We start from the raw sequence: 16,170 nt of genomic DNA on the forward strand, positions 1-16,170 counted from the left end.
ATATTTCATAAATGGTTTCATAAGCTATGAATCTGCGAGTTAGAATCTTGTCTTATTGCTTCTATTTGGCCATCCTGAGAAGAATGAAGTTCTTTCCATTTCCCTTGGTGTTACAGGTTCACCTGAAAAACGGAAACCTCTGACTGGCTGTTCCACTTTTCTTGTTTCATCCTTTTTATTCTGAGCGGGTTCATTCTTTTTCTCTTCTGCAGCCTGTTTAGGTATAGTTACGATTTCTTTAGATTTATAAACTGGTGCACTAGGTTCTTGTTTTTGCGTCACCTGAACTTCTTTTGCTTCTTTTACTACTTTGGCTTCAGTTACTACTTTTGCTTCTTTTACTACTTTGGCTTCTGTTACTACTTTTGGTTCTGTTACTACTTTTTGGGCTGCAGGTTTTTCTTCTTTGATGTTGGTGTTTTTGTTCTCAACTGCTCGTGGTTTTTCCTGATTTTGGATGTTTTCCACTGCCCGTTGTTTTTCTTGCTTTTGGATGTTTTGAACTGGTTCTTCTTTATTCTTTCTGATTTCATTGTTGATTTTTTGAGTTGTTACTTCATTTAACTTTTTAGTAACATTCTTAATGGATTGAGACCAAACTTTTGTTTGTGGTTCTTTTTCCTCGGAGATAACTTTAACGATCTCTTCGGATTTTTTCTCTTCTTTACTTTCATTAGATGAAGAGGCCACTGTTTGTTTTGAAGATTCGGTGGAAGCCACTTGTGCGGTTACTTTCGCGTTCTTTTCCTTTGTATTGTCTTCTGCTTTTACATTATCCTGTTTTTCTTTTACATTATCTTGTTTTTTAGATTGATTGGAGTTGGAGTTTTCATTTTCTTGGATAAAACCTTTTAAAATATTTGAAATATGGGTTAACTTAATTAAAATCCTTTCTTCACCACTAATCAATGTAGCATAATCAGAATTAACATGGCTTAATATACCGTTAAAGGACCGCTTGTTTAAGCACAAAATTGTTACCCAGGATTGTTTCAATGAATTCAATACTTCCGTTAAGCTTTGTGTTTTTAAGAATTCAGTTTCTGTTTCCTCGCCTTGAAATTGTTTCGTATTCTTCGTGATTGCTTGAACCTGATCGAGACTATAATAATAGATGTAGTTGTTTTCATTTTCTAAAATGACATGATCGGGTTCGACTCCAATAAGTTTTCCTTTATATACTTCTTCACCTACATATAGATTTACGTTGAAGCCCAGTAATAAATCTAATGTAGACGAGAAATTTTCTGTACCCATTAAATAATCCTCCTTTTATAATGTTGTCGCTTCTCCTTCGAGAAGCGACAAGGATGTTATCTTTTTTTATTTTGCATACTGGCTTTTTGAGGATTCAGACTTTACGACACGTTGTTTTGATTGTTGTTTATCAGAAGAAGACATTTTTTCTTGGCTGCTTTGGTTATCTGATGCTTCTTCCTCCGCCTTTTCAATTTTTAATCCATAGCTGATATTACGGATATGGAACATGGAAAGGCGAACTATTTCCTCTTTATTGATTAAGGAAACAAAATCATTATTAATATCGCTTAGGACTCCTTCTAATTTTTCTGGACCTCCGCGGTTGATTTTGACCCATTGGAACTTTAATGCATCTAACAGGCCATGGAAGCTGTCTGCTTCTTTGAACGTGAAGCCTTCAGGCACCTCAATGTTAAATTCTAACTGTTCCTTTGCATTCTCCGTCACACTTTTAATATGATGAGTGTTGTAGTAAACGACACCTTCATCTTCTGTGAGAAGAACTAAGTGATCCTCATAAACGTCCATTAACTTTCCGATTCTAGATTCTGGACCACCCCGGTCAATTTTAATTATTTTCCCGACCAAAGACTTCATCATGTCTTTATTCATAAAAGTTTTTTCCTCCTTTAAATTAAATAAACATTTACACTACATCAATATGTATCACGGTGTGTTGTTGTACTAAACAAGTAGCCTTTTTTTATCGATTTTGAAAAAAATAGGCAAAAAAACGTATATGATATTTAACTATATATTCAATTCAAGAAATGGAGCTTGTCATCTCTAATTGGAAAAGGGAGATATTAATAAACTTATTCTTTTCTTTGGATTTTGGTTAGCAAGTATAGCCAGTAATTAGTCGGTCATAAACTAATACAGTATTTTAATTAATTTATAGAAAAAAAGGATTCTCCTACACAAAATGAACTCCTATGGAATATCTTCTGTTTAGGAATAAAAAAACGTCTGCTCATAAGCATTCCTTCTTTCTCATATTTATAAAGAATGATTGGATAATTTTAAACTATATAAAAAAATATGAAGAAAGGAGCAGGAGATGAAAGAACTTTATTTAAATGAGATTAGCCCGATAATTGGTGGTGTATTGGTAAAGGGAGAGGGTAATCCTCTCATAAAAAATGTAGTTACGAAACCTTCAAAGGTCGGCTCTAATACCCTTCTCATCGACCTATATACAAAATCTAAAATTGACTCTAATGTATTTAGTAAATCAACTCCTGTAATTGTTATAACAGAAAAACCAAAGGATTTTTCCCGCTTTGGAGATGGAATTACGATAATTAAAGTGGATGACATTGAAGCTACTTACTGGAGGTTCATTGATTATTATCGAAGTCTTTTCAGTATTCCGATAATTGGAATTACTGGTACTGCAGGAAAGACAACAGCGAAGGAAATGCTTAAACATATCCTTGAAAAACGTTATACAGTCCAAGCAACCTATAAAAGCTTTAATGGAGGGCATCGAAGTCACAGATATTTACTTGGAATTAATGAGAATACTGGAGCAGCTGTTATTGAAATGGGTGTAGACTACCCTGGTGATATTCTGGATTATTTGAAATATTTTCGTCCGAATATAAGGATGATATTAAACATTGATGTCTATCATTTAGTGGGTTGTAAAACACCTGAACGGTATTTGAAAGCAAAAGCCGAAATTCTTCATGATTTAGATCCAGTGAATGGAACACTGATCCTAAATGGTGATGATACGAACATAAAAAAGATTGATGTAAGTAAGTTTACAAAAATTATTCAATATTTTGGCTTAAGTGAGAGCTGTCACTACCGAGCGGAAAACGTGACTTCCGACTCTAAAGGTATTCGGTTTACACTACACCATCAGAATCAATCCTATCCTGTCTTCGTACCTGGAAGAGGAAAACATAATGTATATAATGCACTTGCTGCCATTGCTGCTGCTTCGAGCGCAGGTGTAGAAATAAAAGAGGCCTGCGAAGAATTGGCCACGTTCAACCATATGATTGAACATTTGGAGTTCAAGAATGGGGTGGGAGGAGCAACGATCATTGACGATACGTGGAATGTAACACCCATTTCCATGACATCAGCCCTTCAGGTATTGGATGAAATATCAGGTTCCAAAAGAAAAATTGCGCTTTTAGGATATATGCCTCAGCTTGGCGATGGAGATTATGCACAGCAAGAGTATGCCAAGATGGGTGGCAGGGCATTAGATGCCAAGTTGGATTTACTAATTGTTATTGGCGATCAGGCAAAAAAAATTGGAAGTCGAGCAATAGAACTTGGGATGGACCCAAGTAATGTATTCTTTTCTAACGATGGGAATGAACTCTATCAAATTCTTCAACCCTATTTGAACCAGGATTCGATAATACTTCTTAAACTTCCCCATCGAGTTATGATTCAAGATTCATTTCAAGAGCTAAAATCAAAAATCATTGAATCATGAGGGGGGGAACGGTATGAAACCTCTATTTCTCCAAGATATTCTTGAACAGATAGGCGGTACCAATGTTAATGGGTCGAGGAACCCTTTGATTCGGAATGTTGTTTATCGACCTAAAAAAATAAAAGACTTTACCCTACTTTTTTATCGCTATCATGATATGAAAATTGAAAAGAAATTATTTAATAAATACAAATCTGTTGTGGTGGTGACTGAACTCCCTGATAAGTTCAAAGATTTGTCAGAGGATGTTATTATCATAAAAATTTCAAATATCGAAAAAGCATACTGGAAATTCATTTCCTATTATCGCCAACTTTTTCAGATACCTGTTATTGGTATCACGGGAACATGCGGAAAAACAACAACAAAACAAATGGTAAAACATATCTTAAGACATCGCTATAAAGTCCATTCTACATTTCTAAGTAATAATCAAAGAGCCCTTAATTTAAAATATTTGCTTGGAATCGATGATGAAACAGAAGCAGCCGTATTTGAAATGCCTGTTGCCTCACCTGGTTACCTAACTAATACAATCCAATATTTCCAACCTCAAATTCGAATCCTTCTAAACATTGACGTATACCACTTAACAGATAGCAAAACACCAGAAGCCTATATGAAGGCAAAAGCAGAAATCATTAATGGGCTGGATCCTCAAACTGGTATCATCATATTGAACGCAGACGATGAAAACATAAAAAAAGTGTTGGATGTTAACGGTTATCAGCATGTCATTTATTTTGGCTTGAGCGACGGCTGTCACTTTCAGGCTAAGGATGTTCAATATGAAGAAAGTGGAATGAAATTCTTACTGGCTCATCAAAATCAAACTTTTCCTGTTTTTGTCCCCGGCTACGGCAAACCCAATGTCTATAATGCCCTTGCTTCCATTGCAGCTGCTTCTTCTGCAGGGATGGATGTAAAGGATTGTTGTGAGAGAATGTCATCATTTGAACAAATGAACGAACATTTGGAATTCCATATTGGAGCAGGCGGATGCACGGTAATTGATGATACATGGAATGCTGCTCCTCTTTCCATGGCGTCTGCCCTCGAAGTATTGCAAGAAACTTCAAGTACAAAAATGAAAATCGCCTTTTTGGGCTATATGCCTCAGTTGGGCGAGAGTAAATATGCGCTGGAGCAGTATGCAAGAATGGGAGAAAAAGCAGTCGAAACGAACCTTGATCATCTCGTAATTGTAGGCGATGAAGCAGCAGAAATCGGCAGGAAAGCACTTGAAATCGGCATGGATCCTAGTAAAGTCCATTTTTGCAAAAATGGTATAGAAATTTATCAATTAATTGAACCGTATTTAAATCAAAATACTGCCCTTCTGATGAAAATACCCCACCGAGTCATGGTCCAGGACTCCTTCAAAGAGTTAAAGCAAAAAATCCTGGATAAAGGCCAATGAATTGTTTACAACTGAAAGGGAGATAGCAATGAAGAAGACAACAAAATTAAGAAACCTAATTAATTTCAGCGAATTGGAATATATTATGGAAGCCCACAATGGTTTATCAGCAAAAATTGTAGAAGAAGCGGGCTTCAAAGGAATTTGGGGGAGCGGGTTATCCATATCAGCTTCAATGGGAGTCCGTGATAATAACGAAGCATCATGGACACAAGTTCTCGACACGCTGGACTTTATGAGTGAAGCAACTTCCATTCCCATTCTTCTCGATGGCGACACAGGATACGGTAACTTTAATAATGCGCGAAGACTTGTAAAAAAATTAGAGTCCAGACAAATTGCCGGAGTTTGTATTGAGGACAAATTATTCCCAAAAACTAATTCTTTTATCGGCGGAGAGACACAGCCCTTAGCCGATATAGAAGAATTTTGTGGCAAAATTAAAGCAATGAAGGATAGTCAAATGGATGATGACTTTGTTGTCGTCTCTAGAGTTGAGGCCTTTATTGCCGGCTGGGGCCTTAGTGAGGCGCTTAGGAGGGCCGAGGCATATCGCCAGGCCGGAACCGATGCTATCCTAATGCATAGCAAGAGAAGCGATATAACTGAGATTGAGGCCTTTATGAAGGAGTGGGGCGGCAGACTGCCCGTCGTACTTGTACCAACGAAATACTATACAGTTCCAACCCAAAAGTTTAGAGAATTGGGTGCTAACCTTGTTATATGGGCAAATCATAATCTTAGGTCAGCGATAACAGCCATGCAAAAAACCACAAAGCAAATCTTTGAAGAAGAAAGTCTAATCAATATTGAAAAACAGGTTGTTTCAGTTGATGAAGTATTTCGAATACAGGGAGCGGATGAGCTGAAGAGAGCGGAAAAAAGATATCTACCTGCCTCTGGAAAGAACGTAAATGCAGTCATCTTGGCAGCGAGCCGCGGGGATATGGAAGATCTGACTGATGAAATCCCAAAAACCTTATTAGAGGTCGGGGGAAGACCAATTCTATCAATTCAGGTGGACGAATTTAACAATGTTGGTATTAAAGATATTTCCGTAGTCAGGGGATTTGCGAAAGACAGGGTTACTGCAGCCAATTTTTCAGTGATTGATAATGATTTATATTCGGAAACGAAGGAACTATATTCCTTATATCTAGCTCGGGAAAAAATTAAAGAAAATACGATCATAAGCTATGGAGATATTATTTTTAAAAATTATATTCTTAACGACCTCTTAAATGATATGAGTGACATTACCCTCATTGTAGACGCAGATGTAGAAACCATTACCAATGATCGCGACTTAGTATCTACTTCCACTCCATACTCCAAAAAGCTATATTCCAGTACTGTTAAATTTACTAAAATGTCCGGTGACTTAAAAGACAAAGAAATCCATGGAGAATTTATCGGTCTTTGGAAGGTAAACAAAAACGGTTCTAACATTGTAAAAAAAGCTCTTGCAGATTTATCTGAAAGAGAAAACTTTAAACAACTGACCATGGCGGACCTCTTTAATCACATTAGCCTTTCATATCCAATTGCCGTGAAATATATTAAGGGTTCATGGCTTGATATTGATACGATCAAAGATCTCCATAAAGCAGGTGATTTGTTTGATAAGCACTAAAGAATTTGGCAATGAATTAAGAAGGCATGGTTTTGATTTTTTCACAGGCGTCCCTTGTTCATTTTTAAAGAATTTAATTAACTATGCGATTAATGATTGTGATTATATTGCAGCAACCAATGAGGGAGAAGTAGTTGCTATTGCTGCAGGAGCTTATCTCGGTGGAAAAAAACCAGTTATTCTCATGCAAAATTCTGGGTTAACCAATGCCATTTCGCCATTGGTATCCCTAAATTTCCCCTTCCGGCTTCCTGTTCTTGGCTTTGTCAGCCTAAGAGGGGAGCCAGGTATTCCAGATGAACCACAACATGAGTTAATGGGTTGTATTACGACAGAAATGCTGGACCTTATGAATATTAAATGGGAGTATCTATCAAGTGATTTCGACGAGGCAAAGAAGCAATTAGTTAGGGCAAATGCTTTTTTCGAAAACAATCAATCTTTCTTTTTTGTTGTGAAAAAAAATACGTTTGAGAAGGAACCCTTAAATGATCAAAAACAACTTTCAAACCAAAATGATATCAAAATAATGAAAACTAAAGAAAATGAATTTCCTACAAGATTTGAAACATTAAAGCTAATTAATTCTTTAAAAGGAGAAAAAACTGTACAATTAGCGACTACAGGAAAAACGGGAAGAGAGCTTTATGAAGTTGAGGATTTACCCAATAACCTATATATGGTTGGTTCAATGGGCTGTATAAGTTCGATTGGCCTCGGTCTTGCAATAACTAAAAAGGATCATGAAATTGTTGTCATTGAAGGAGATGGGGCCCTTTTGATGCGGATGGGAAGTCTTGCAACAAATGGATACTACGCTCCCAAAAATATGCTTCATATTCTATTAGATAATAATACTCATGATTCCACGGGCGGACAACTAACGGTATCCCACAATGTACAATTCGTTGACATTGCTGCAGCTTCCGGTTACTCAAATTCTATTCACATCCATAACCTGACGGAATTAGAAGCCCAAATAAATGCTTGGAAGAAAGACAAACAACTAACCTTTCTTTATATTAACATTGCAAAAGGATCTAAAGAAAATCTAGGCAGACCAAAAATGAAGCCACATGAAGTAAAAGAGAGATTGAAGGTGTTCCTGGATGGTTAAAACGGCCGTTATCTTAGCTGGGGGTATGGGAACCCGACTCCGTGAAAAAACAGAAAACCTGCCAAAAGGTTTTCTAAAATTGGATGACAAGCCCATTATTGAGCAATCTATTTTAAAGTTACTGGCGTCAGGTATAGAGACGATTATCATAGGCACTGGGCATTTGTCTGAATTCTATGAGCAGCTGACTACAAAATATCCACAAATTCACTGTGTACGGAATGATAAATATAGAACAACGGGCAGTATGTATACTCTTTATAACGTGAGGGGGCATGTTTTCGAGGACTTCCTTCTTCTGGAAAGTGACCTTATCTATGAAAAACAAGCTTTGGATCGTTTAGTTCAGCAAAAAAAGCCAGACGTCATCTTAGCAAGTGGTTTTACAAATTCTAATGATGAAGTTTTTCTTGAAATCGATGAAAATCAGCATTTAGTAAATATGTCTAAAAAAAGAGATGATCTAAAGTCTATTGATGCAGAGTTAACGGGAATCTCAAAAATTTCCCATCAAACTTTTCTCGCAATGTGTGACTATGCCAAGTCTAGTTTTATAAAAAATGAATTATTGGATTATGAATCGGCATTAATTGGCATATCGAAACAAATTAAATTATATGTTGATAAGCTGGATAATTTAATCTGGTGTGAAATTGACAATGAAACGCATTTGCTTCGTGCAAAACAATTTATATATCCAATGATTAAAATGAAAGAAAAAAATTTTCCGCCCGTAAAAAGAAACATATTATTAAATCCTGGTCCTGCTACAACAACTGATACTGTAAAATTTGCCCAGGTTGTTCCAGACATTTGTCCTAGAGAAGAAGAATTCGGTGAAGTAATGGAAATAATCTCAACTGAACTTACAAAATTGGTTGCAGATCCGACCAATTATAATGCCGTATTATTTGGTGGGTCTGGAACTGCAGCGGTTGAGTCGATATTAAGCTCTGTAATTGGTGATGAAGCCGTGCTTATCATTAATAACGGTTCTTACGGAAAAAGGATGTGTCAGATAGCAGAAGTTTATAGGATGAATTACCTTGAATACAAAAGTAGTTCACATGAAGAGATAGATTTAATTGAGTTAGAGGACTACATTCAAAAAGCAACTATGAAAATTTCTCATTTATGCGTGGTTCATAACGAAACCACAACAGGACTGCTAAATGATATCGGGAAAATTGGACGCATTTGCGGAACTTATGACATTCAATTGATTGTCGATGCTATGAGCTCATTTGCGGCTATCCCAATCGACATGGAGCAAATGAATATTAGCTATCTTGCCGCCTCGTCTAATAAAAACCTGCAAGGCATGGCTGGTGTAAGTTTCGTTATTGCCAACACGGCTGATTTGGGTCAGATACAGCACCTTAAACCAAGGAACTTATATCTTCATCTTTATTCACAGTATCGCCATTTTTTAAAAACCAAGCAAATGCAGTTCACTCCTCCTGTTCAGACACTATATGCTCTTAAACAAGCAATCATAGAAGTGATCATTGAGGGAGTGGAGAGAAGGTATGAGAGATATACCAAGACATGGGAAGTTCTTATGAAAGGCATAGAAAGGCTGGGATTATCTCATTTAGTGAAAAAGGAACATCATTCCCGTATTATTACTGCGATTGTTGAACCTGATAACCCTAGCTATCGTTTTGAAGATATGCATGATTATTTTTATTATCAAGGATTTACAATCTATCCAGGAAAGATTGAAGGACAGAATACCTTTCGAGTTGCAAATATTGGGGAAATTACATGTAATGACATGGAAAAATTTATATATCTTCTCGAACAATATTTAATAAAAATAGGTTATTGTCCTGAAAGGAACGAGATAAATGGCATTTCCTAAACATAGGTTAGCTGTTTCAGTTGCAGTTCTAAATAATCAAAATGAGATTCTTTTGGTGAAAAATTGGAAAAGAGGCTGGGAGTTCCCAGGAGGGTATGTAGATAATGGGGAATCATTACATTCAGCAGCCATAAGGGAAGTGAAGGAGGAGGCTGGAATCGAGATTCAGTTGTTGAAAATGTGCGGACTGATTCAAGATGTAAAAAACAGCCGATGTACGGTTCTTTTTTTAGGCAGCCCCTTCCGCGGCGAGGTAAGGGGAGGGGATGATGCCTTGGATGCTGGTTTTTTTCTAATTGAAGAGGCACTAAATAAAGTAACCTGGAAAACCTATAAGGAAAGAATTATTAAATGCTTAAATGAAGATACACATCCGTTTATTATCGAATCCTAATTCATTTCAAGGAGTTATTAAATGAGTGTCTCTTATGTCTTGTTATCTACGGAAGAAGCAATCGCTAAGTACAACAAGAATTTCAAGGACTATGTCCGACAAGAATTGGTGAAGGTAGATATATATAGGGAAACCTTTCGAAATTTAAAAGGCAGTCTGGCTGACCAAGTTGTGGAAAGAGCGATCTGGTATATGCATCATGGCTATACTGTGTATGGAAATGGCTACAATTCCTATCACTCCCACGGAGTTCTTGATTGCTCTGGATTTGCCAAATTAGTTTTTGGTGATTTTGGCTTTAAATTATCGGGGGTCTCCAAAAAATATGAATCAATTGAAATCGGTCGAAGAGTAGAAGGTGTCCATCCTAAACTGGTTGGTTCATATTGGGGGCTAGAAGGTGTAGAAAATCTGCGGTTGGGAGATATTTTAACGTGGTGGAAGGAAAGAGCTGACGGAACATATTTCATCGGTCATGTTGGAATATTTATGGGGCAAATTGACGGGAAACCAACTGTAATCTGCACAGCAACAGGCGCACCAACGGCCATAGGGATTATCAGTAAATATAAACACTGGTATGGGAAGCATTTCTATAATGCCCAACGAATACTTCCGGAAGGCTCGTGGACCCCTGGTTTGAAAATTTCTGGTCACAAAGATAAAGGGCCAGTAATTCCGAAGAGTTATGTTCTACCGCCTCAAAATCCTATAATCATGCCTTAATAATATGATTATTGCAATCAATTACTCTACGTTATCAAGTCCTAGATTTTATTTAACAGATTTTGCTAATGGTTTTGGGTTTTGGGCATACATTTATGAATCCTTTTCATAAAATAAAGTATTTACTTTGTTACCCGTTGCAACAAAAGGGGTGTAGACCGTGCAACTCGAGACTGCTGATTTTGGTTTCATATATCATGAAAAAAAGCAAAAGCAGCTTTTTAAGCTGATGATCGATCAATTTAGACATTTGTCAAAAAGTAAAAATATAAAAATTGTTCTCTTTACATTAGGTCATTTGGATCTAGAAGAACTGGCTGTTACCGGTACAATGATTGCAGGTGACAATATTAGTCAAGGACCATGTAAAGTACCAGCTTATATTTATAATTTTGCTCTTCATTCAACAGTCGATAAAATTGATAAAATGCGCAACTTAAGGAAATTGGAGGCTATTACTGTTATAAATCCAGTAAATCGATTCATACAAGGAATCATTTTCGAAATGTTAGCATCTTGTCCATCCTTTCGGCCTTATCTCTTGCCATCAAAATCATTTAATACTTCTACCTTCATCGATTATGATCAAAAATATGATACATTTTTCCTTCTGCCGGAAAATTCATTTCTCCCGCCAAAAGCTGTTGTAATCAAAAAATTTCAGAACAATGACTATATGATTTACATTGGACAAAATGGGCAATTGCGAAAAGAGGACGATTTGGTTAGTTATATAAAAAAAATGATAAACAAAAAGAAATATATCATATTTAAAGGCATCGAGCATTTGAGAATCGGAAATGATCCATTAGAGACAAAGATACTTTTGCAGAAAAGTGAGAAGGGCGAATGGTGCAGTACAGTTATAGCAGTTAAAAAAGGGATTTTTTCGAGAAAAGAGTTGTCTTATTCTAAATCTAACGATGCGACAGGCGATTTAATAAGTCCAGTAAACGAAGAACAACTATCAGACATTTCGATCCAAATCGGCAGGTTTTTAGATTTTTACATCCCATTTATTGGAAGTTATACATTTGACTTTATTTTTGACGAAAATAATTGCCCCTATCTGATTCATATTAGCGGTTTCGAACAAGATCAAAACTTCTTTCAACTCCTAGATTTCGAAACTCAATTAACACTTCTAAATAATTCATTTAATTATCTGTATTATCAAAGGAATAATTTTGTTACGAAAAGGGTGCAGCCAGATGGATTGGATCAAAGTTGAGCGAGGTGCTGCAGATACTTCAAATCAATTCCAACATATTATTTACACTTCAATTGAAATGGCTAACAAACTAAAAACCAAGACTAAACTAATCTTTGGGCAAAAAGAAATCCCTATAACGATAAAAGCAAATCCTGTCGTTTTATCTTCGACAGGAAATCATTTTGAAAATCCAGCAATCTTTCAAATGTCTCTAGGAACGATGGAAGAACTTCTACTTCAAACATCGGCCACATATCAAATGTATTATACTGATTCGACGATTCACATTGGCCCAGTAATTGGCTTCTTGTTAGGTGATCAGCATTTTTATTATCATCACCGCAGAATGAAGGAGCTTACGGATGCCATGGGAGTCTATCAACAAGTAGGTGGACTCTTCATCGCGTTCCGATTTTGTTCAATTGATTGGAATGAAAAATGTATTTACGGCCAATTTTTTAATTTTGTTACTCAAAAATGGGAATATGGGAAATTGCCTTTACCTTCTGTCGTTTATCGAAGAGGTTTTAATTCTCGGAATAATTTTGTAAATCAGTATAAAGATGAGTTAAATTGGAAGGTTTTTAATGACGTTAGATTTGATAAATGGGAGTTATACAGTCGAATAAAGGATAATGAATCCCTAAGTCCCATAATCCCTGAGACCGAAATATTGAACTTATCAAATCTTTCAAGGTTTCTACAACTATATAAAAATGTGATACTAAAACCAAAAAATCTTTCTAGAGGCAGAGGCATATCAATAATTACTGAGAAGCCCAACGGATGGATAAAAATTCACGATCATCAACAATATAACGATATTATTATTCATTATACTCAATTAGAGGAATATTTAAGTAAGGGTATATACCAGCAAAATGAGTATATTATCCAGCCATATATTGAATTAGCTAAAATTGATGGAAGACCATGGGATATCAGAGTTGTAATGCAAAAAAACACGAGCAATGAATGGCAATGTAATGGTATCGAGTGCAGACTTGCTCCTATGGGCAGAATGATTACAAATATTTCGAACGGAGGCAGGGCGCTTTATCTAAATGAGGCATTGGAACTAGCGTTTGGTACGGAAGTGGATATAGATCAAATCGAAAAAGAAATTTTCTCAATCTCGCTAGAGTATTGCAAAATAATGGATGAAACAGGCTATCATTTTGCTGAATTTGGTTTAGATTTAGCCCTTGACCAGGAAAAACATTTTTGGTTTATAGAATCGAATGTACGACCAGCTTTTAAAGGATTTAAAGAGTTGGATGAGAGAATTTATCAGCGGATTTGCTACGAACCAATTCTATATTCTGCTAAGGTGGCAGGTTTTGGCAGGGAGGTACAAGATGAGAACAAAATTCAACATCATTCCGGACCTGAATGCACTAAACTGCATAACCATGCATCCGAATATGGCAAAACGGAATAATATTTCAGCCCGAAAGAAATGGTTTCTGCGATTTGGTATTCAATCTTTGGAAATAAAGCTTAGAACATCCTCTTTTTTAGAGGAAAACGAGTTGAAAGTTTCAGTTGAAGTCATTGAACATTTTAGAATCCCATTGAATTGCGGTTATGAGATTCGCCGGGAGATGAACGAAATAATACTCGGGCCTTTTATCGGAATCCTTACAGCATCTAAAAAGTCGAGTTTGGATGAAACAGTACAGTATTTATCCAATTATATATATGATTATTATCATATCGGAGGAGCTGCCTTAGCCTTCTCACTCGAAGGGATCAATCCAATTGAAAAGACGATCGAAGGTTATTTATATAATCCGGAAATGAAAAAGTGGGAGTCAGGAGTGTACACTTATCCTGCATCTGTCTTTAAAATTATCTATCTCAATAAAGATTGGCGAAATCATTTTCAAACTGTATATGGCAGTCGTTATTTTAACAGTTATGTGTTTAACAAATGGGAGATGTATAAATGGTTAAGTGAATCATCTGAGATAATTCCCTATCTGCCTAGAACCATGATTTATAACCATGCCGAAGATATTGATTATCTCCTTGGAATGTATAATGAAATCTTTGTTAAACCAGTTCATGGCAGCATGGGTGACCGGATATTTAAGGTATCAAAAAATGAGATAAATGGACTGAAGTTAGAATATCATCAAAATGGTGTTCCGTATGAAAAGCAATTTTCAAGCATTCAAGAGCTTGACTCCTATTTTAAGGACCAGTTTAAGAGGAAAACCATTATTCTCCAGCAGGCTCTTGACTTAATCTCCTATGATGGCAGAAAAATTGATTTCCGTATTGTTATGGTAAAAAACCAATCTGGAGTTTGGGAAGATATGTGTATGGTTGCAAAATATGGACAGCAAGGCAGCATAGTAACCAATATTCTTGCTGGAGGTACTGCTGAAATTGGAGAAATTACGATTCAAAAAATATTCGGTTTGTCAGATGAAGAGGTTTATAGGTTCCGGAAAGAAATTAATAGAATCATACTTAAGGCTGCGGACCGAATTGAAGAATGTGGGGTACATTGTGGAAATTTAGGGGTAGATATCGCGATTGACACCTCGAAAAACATATGGATTATTGAAATGAACAACTTGAATCCTAGTCCATTGTTCGCTCTTGATATCAATGACAGACCACTTTTTTATCAAATCAAACGGCTGAATATGTTATATGCAAAAAGACTTGCTGGTTTTCCGGAGGATTTGCCATGAGTCAATATATAAAAAGAATGTCAACTATAAACGAAAAACTAATGCTTCTTCCTGAAGCTTTGTTGAAAATCGGGGAAGCCCGGCATCGTAGGATGATCGTGAACATAGGTAAGTGGAGACAAGAGGTTAACGTTGAGTTCCAAAAAGACTTGCCGGATTATGTTATTGGAATGGCTAGTGCTTTAATATTACCTTTTGAACTTCCTGATCAGCTTCAATATGAGATGAAAATTCAAGGCAGGAATATTCACCTTGGTCCTGTCATTGGTTTTCTTGCTTTTAGGGAAAAACAGGATATGAACATTGAGGCATTAAATCAATATTTAAATTATTTTACAAGCTATGACCATATTAAGGGCCTCCTTTTTATTTGTGCAGCTGATAGCATTAATTATTCTAATCAAACTATCGAGGGATTTTATTACCAGGGGGAGGGTAATGGAGAAGAAGTTGTCTGGAAGTTTGGTACATTTCCATTTCCTGATTGCTTATACCTTCATATTGATGTAAACAAAACGGATTATGATCAAATGGTTTCGATTTTCGGAGATTCTATAGTTTCCACGAAATTATGTAATAAGTGGGAATTATGGGAATGGCTTCACGATGATAAACAACTTCTAGAACACTTGCCATTTACTGTGTTATTAGAAGACATACAAAACCTCGATGAGCTGTTAGCAGAATTTGGATCCGCATATATTAAGCCGGTCGAAGCAGGAAAGGGACAAAATTTTTTTAAGGTAGTAAAAACGGGTGAAAGATATCGATTCATCGATTATTTTACATTGGAAAATAATTTTGATAGCTGTGATGAAGCTAAGGAATTTCTAAACGCCGTGTTATCGAATGGAGGATATCTAGTTCAGCAAGCTGTTCCTGTTAAGAGATACGATCAACGTTGGCTGGATTTTATTGTTATGATGCAAAAAAATGCAAGGATGGATTGGAAATGTTCCTATATTGCTGCTCAATTTAGTGAAATTGGAAGTACACCTTCTTTTTCCAGTAAAACAGCATTTACATTAAATGCCAGAGATGCTTTTAGGAAGTTATTTCAAATGGATGAAAGAGAGGTTTTTTTAAAGGAACAGGAAATTATCGAGCTTTGTATCTATATTTGTAAAAATCTAGAGAAATCTGGTGGGAACTACGCTGAAATGGGAATTCACATAATTTTAGATGAGACACAGAAATTATGGCTGATAACTATAAGTCCTTTAAAAGATCATATAGCATTAATAAATTCAGATAAGCAATTGTATTTAAAAGTTGTAACGGCTCCTTTTGATTATGCAAAAGCATTTTCCGGCTTCAAGTAAAAGGCTCTCTTAAATGATATTTTCTAAAAGCCCTTAAATTATGGCAGCATAATTT

The 16,170-nt window shown here is 36.1% G+C and carries 13 protein-coding genes; 11 read left to right on the forward strand and 2 right to left on the reverse strand.

All coding sequences use genetic code 11. From position 1 onward, the window contains the following. Positions 1 to 39 precede the first annotated feature (39 nt). Together V7161_RS04880 and V7161_RS04885 are read right to left on the reverse strand one after the other, a co-directional pair. Complete coding sequence (locus tag V7161_RS04880; RefSeq protein ID WP_335442720.1) at positions 40 to 1,257, reverse strand: hypothetical protein; 1,218 nt, start codon at positions 1,255 to 1,257, stop codon at positions 40 to 42. A 66-nt stretch (positions 1,258 to 1,323) separates the two neighbouring features. Beyond that, positions 1,324 to 1,872, reverse strand: a complete 549-nt coding sequence (locus V7161_RS04885) for a hypothetical protein (protein ID WP_335442722.1) — start codon at positions 1,870 to 1,872, stop codon at positions 1,324 to 1,326. 448 nt (positions 1,873 to 2,320) lie between these two features. On the opposite strand from V7161_RS04885, the gene V7161_RS04890 reads away from it, so the two are divergent. The 11 genes from V7161_RS04890 to V7161_RS04940 all read left to right on the forward strand — a co-directional run bounded on the left by V7161_RS04890 (position 2,321) and on the right by V7161_RS04940 (position 16,115). Next, on the forward strand, positions 2,321 to 3,721 hold the full coding sequence (locus V7161_RS04890; RefSeq protein WP_335442723.1) for a UDP-N-acetylmuramoyl-tripeptide--D-alanyl-D-alanine ligase: 1,401 nt from the start codon (positions 2,321 to 2,323) through the stop codon (positions 3,719 to 3,721). Positions 3,722 to 3,734: 13 nt separating this feature from the next. After that, positions 3,735 to 5,141: a Mur ligase family protein gene (locus V7161_RS04895; protein ID WP_335442725.1), complete on the forward strand. Its 1,407-nt coding sequence runs from the start codon at positions 3,735 to 3,737 to the stop codon at positions 5,139 to 5,141. A gap of 28 nt (positions 5,142 to 5,169) precedes the next feature. Continuing rightward, positions 5,170 to 6,774 (forward strand): phosphoenolpyruvate mutase, encoded by a 1,605-nt coding sequence (gene aepX, locus V7161_RS04900; protein WP_335442726.1) that lies wholly within the window; start codon positions 5,170 to 5,172, stop codon positions 6,772 to 6,774. Then, entirely contained in the window at positions 6,761 to 7,891 is a 1,131-nt protein-coding gene (gene aepY, locus V7161_RS04905; protein WP_335442728.1) for a phosphonopyruvate decarboxylase, read from the forward strand. The genes aepX and aepY overlap by 14 nt, the downstream gene beginning before the upstream one ends. Next, positions 7,884 to 9,755, forward strand: coding sequence for a 2-aminoethylphosphonate aminotransferase (locus tag V7161_RS04910; protein WP_335442730.1), 1,872 nt, complete (start codon positions 7,884 to 7,886; stop codon positions 9,753 to 9,755). The genes aepY and V7161_RS04910 overlap by 8 nt, the downstream gene beginning before the upstream one ends. Beyond that, on the forward strand, positions 9,742 to 10,149 hold the full coding sequence (locus V7161_RS04915; RefSeq protein ID WP_335442732.1) for an NUDIX hydrolase: 408 nt from the start codon (positions 9,742 to 9,744) through the stop codon (positions 10,147 to 10,149). The genes V7161_RS04910 and V7161_RS04915 overlap by 14 nt, the downstream gene beginning before the upstream one ends. Positions 10,150 to 10,170: 21 nt before the next feature. Continuing rightward, on the forward strand, positions 10,171 to 10,875 hold the full coding sequence (locus tag V7161_RS04920) for a hypothetical protein (protein WP_335442734.1): 705 nt from the start codon (positions 10,171 to 10,173) through the stop codon (positions 10,873 to 10,875). Between the two features lie 160 nt (positions 10,876 to 11,035). Further along, positions 11,036 to 12,106, forward strand: a complete 1,071-nt coding sequence (locus V7161_RS04925) for a YheC/YheD family protein (protein ID WP_335442735.1) — start codon at positions 11,036 to 11,038, stop codon at positions 12,104 to 12,106. After that, positions 12,087 to 13,529 (forward strand): YheC/YheD family endospore coat-associated protein, encoded by a 1,443-nt coding sequence (locus V7161_RS04930; protein ID WP_335442736.1) that lies wholly within the window; start codon positions 12,087 to 12,089, stop codon positions 13,527 to 13,529. The genes V7161_RS04925 and V7161_RS04930 overlap by 20 nt, the downstream gene beginning before the upstream one ends. Continuing rightward, positions 13,447 to 14,793: a YheC/YheD family endospore coat-associated protein gene (locus tag V7161_RS04935; RefSeq protein ID WP_335442738.1), complete on the forward strand. Its 1,347-nt coding sequence runs from the start codon at positions 13,447 to 13,449 to the stop codon at positions 14,791 to 14,793. Before V7161_RS04930 ends, V7161_RS04935 begins: the two co-directional genes overlap by 83 nt. Beyond that, positions 14,790 to 16,115 (forward strand): YheC/YheD family protein, encoded by a 1,326-nt coding sequence (locus V7161_RS04940; RefSeq protein ID WP_335442740.1) that lies wholly within the window; start codon positions 14,790 to 14,792, stop codon positions 16,113 to 16,115. The genes V7161_RS04935 and V7161_RS04940 overlap by 4 nt, the downstream gene beginning before the upstream one ends. Positions 16,116 to 16,170: the final 55 nt, after the last annotated feature.

The sequence above is a fragment of the Neobacillus drentensis genome, assembly GCF_036965425.1.
GTDB lineage: Bacteria > Bacillota > Bacilli > Bacillales > Cytobacillaceae > Neobacillus > Neobacillus drentensis_F.

Coding starts and splice junctions, on each gene's coding strand:
- aepX (WP_335442726.1), top strand. CDS start 5,170: ATGAAGAAGACAACAAAATTAAGAAACCTAATTAATTTCAGCGAATTG.
- V7161_RS04885 (WP_335442722.1), bottom strand. CDS start 1,872: ATGAATAAAGACATGATGAAGTCTTTGGTCGGGAAAATAATTAAAATT.
- V7161_RS04910 (WP_335442730.1), top strand. CDS start 7,884: ATGGTTAAAACGGCCGTTATCTTAGCTGGGGGTATGGGAACCCGACTC.
- V7161_RS04890 (WP_335442723.1), top strand. CDS start 2,321: ATGAAAGAACTTTATTTAAATGAGATTAGCCCGATAATTGGTGGTGTA.
- V7161_RS04895 (WP_335442725.1), top strand. CDS start 3,735: ATGAAACCTCTATTTCTCCAAGATATTCTTGAACAGATAGGCGGTACC.
- V7161_RS04915 (WP_335442732.1), top strand. CDS start 9,742: ATGGCATTTCCTAAACATAGGTTAGCTGTTTCAGTTGCAGTTCTAAAT.
- V7161_RS04940 (WP_335442740.1), top strand. CDS start 14,790: ATGAGTCAATATATAAAAAGAATGTCAACTATAAACGAAAAACTAATG.
- V7161_RS04920 (WP_335442734.1), top strand. CDS start 10,171: ATGAGTGTCTCTTATGTCTTGTTATCTACGGAAGAAGCAATCGCTAAG.
- V7161_RS04880 (WP_335442720.1), bottom strand. CDS start 1,257: ATGGGTACAGAAAATTTCTCGTCTACATTAGATTTATTACTGGGCTTC.
- V7161_RS04930 (WP_335442736.1), top strand. CDS start 12,087: ATGGATTGGATCAAAGTTGAGCGAGGTGCTGCAGATACTTCAAATCAA.
- V7161_RS04935 (WP_335442738.1), top strand. CDS start 13,447: ATGAGAACAAAATTCAACATCATTCCGGACCTGAATGCACTAAACTGC.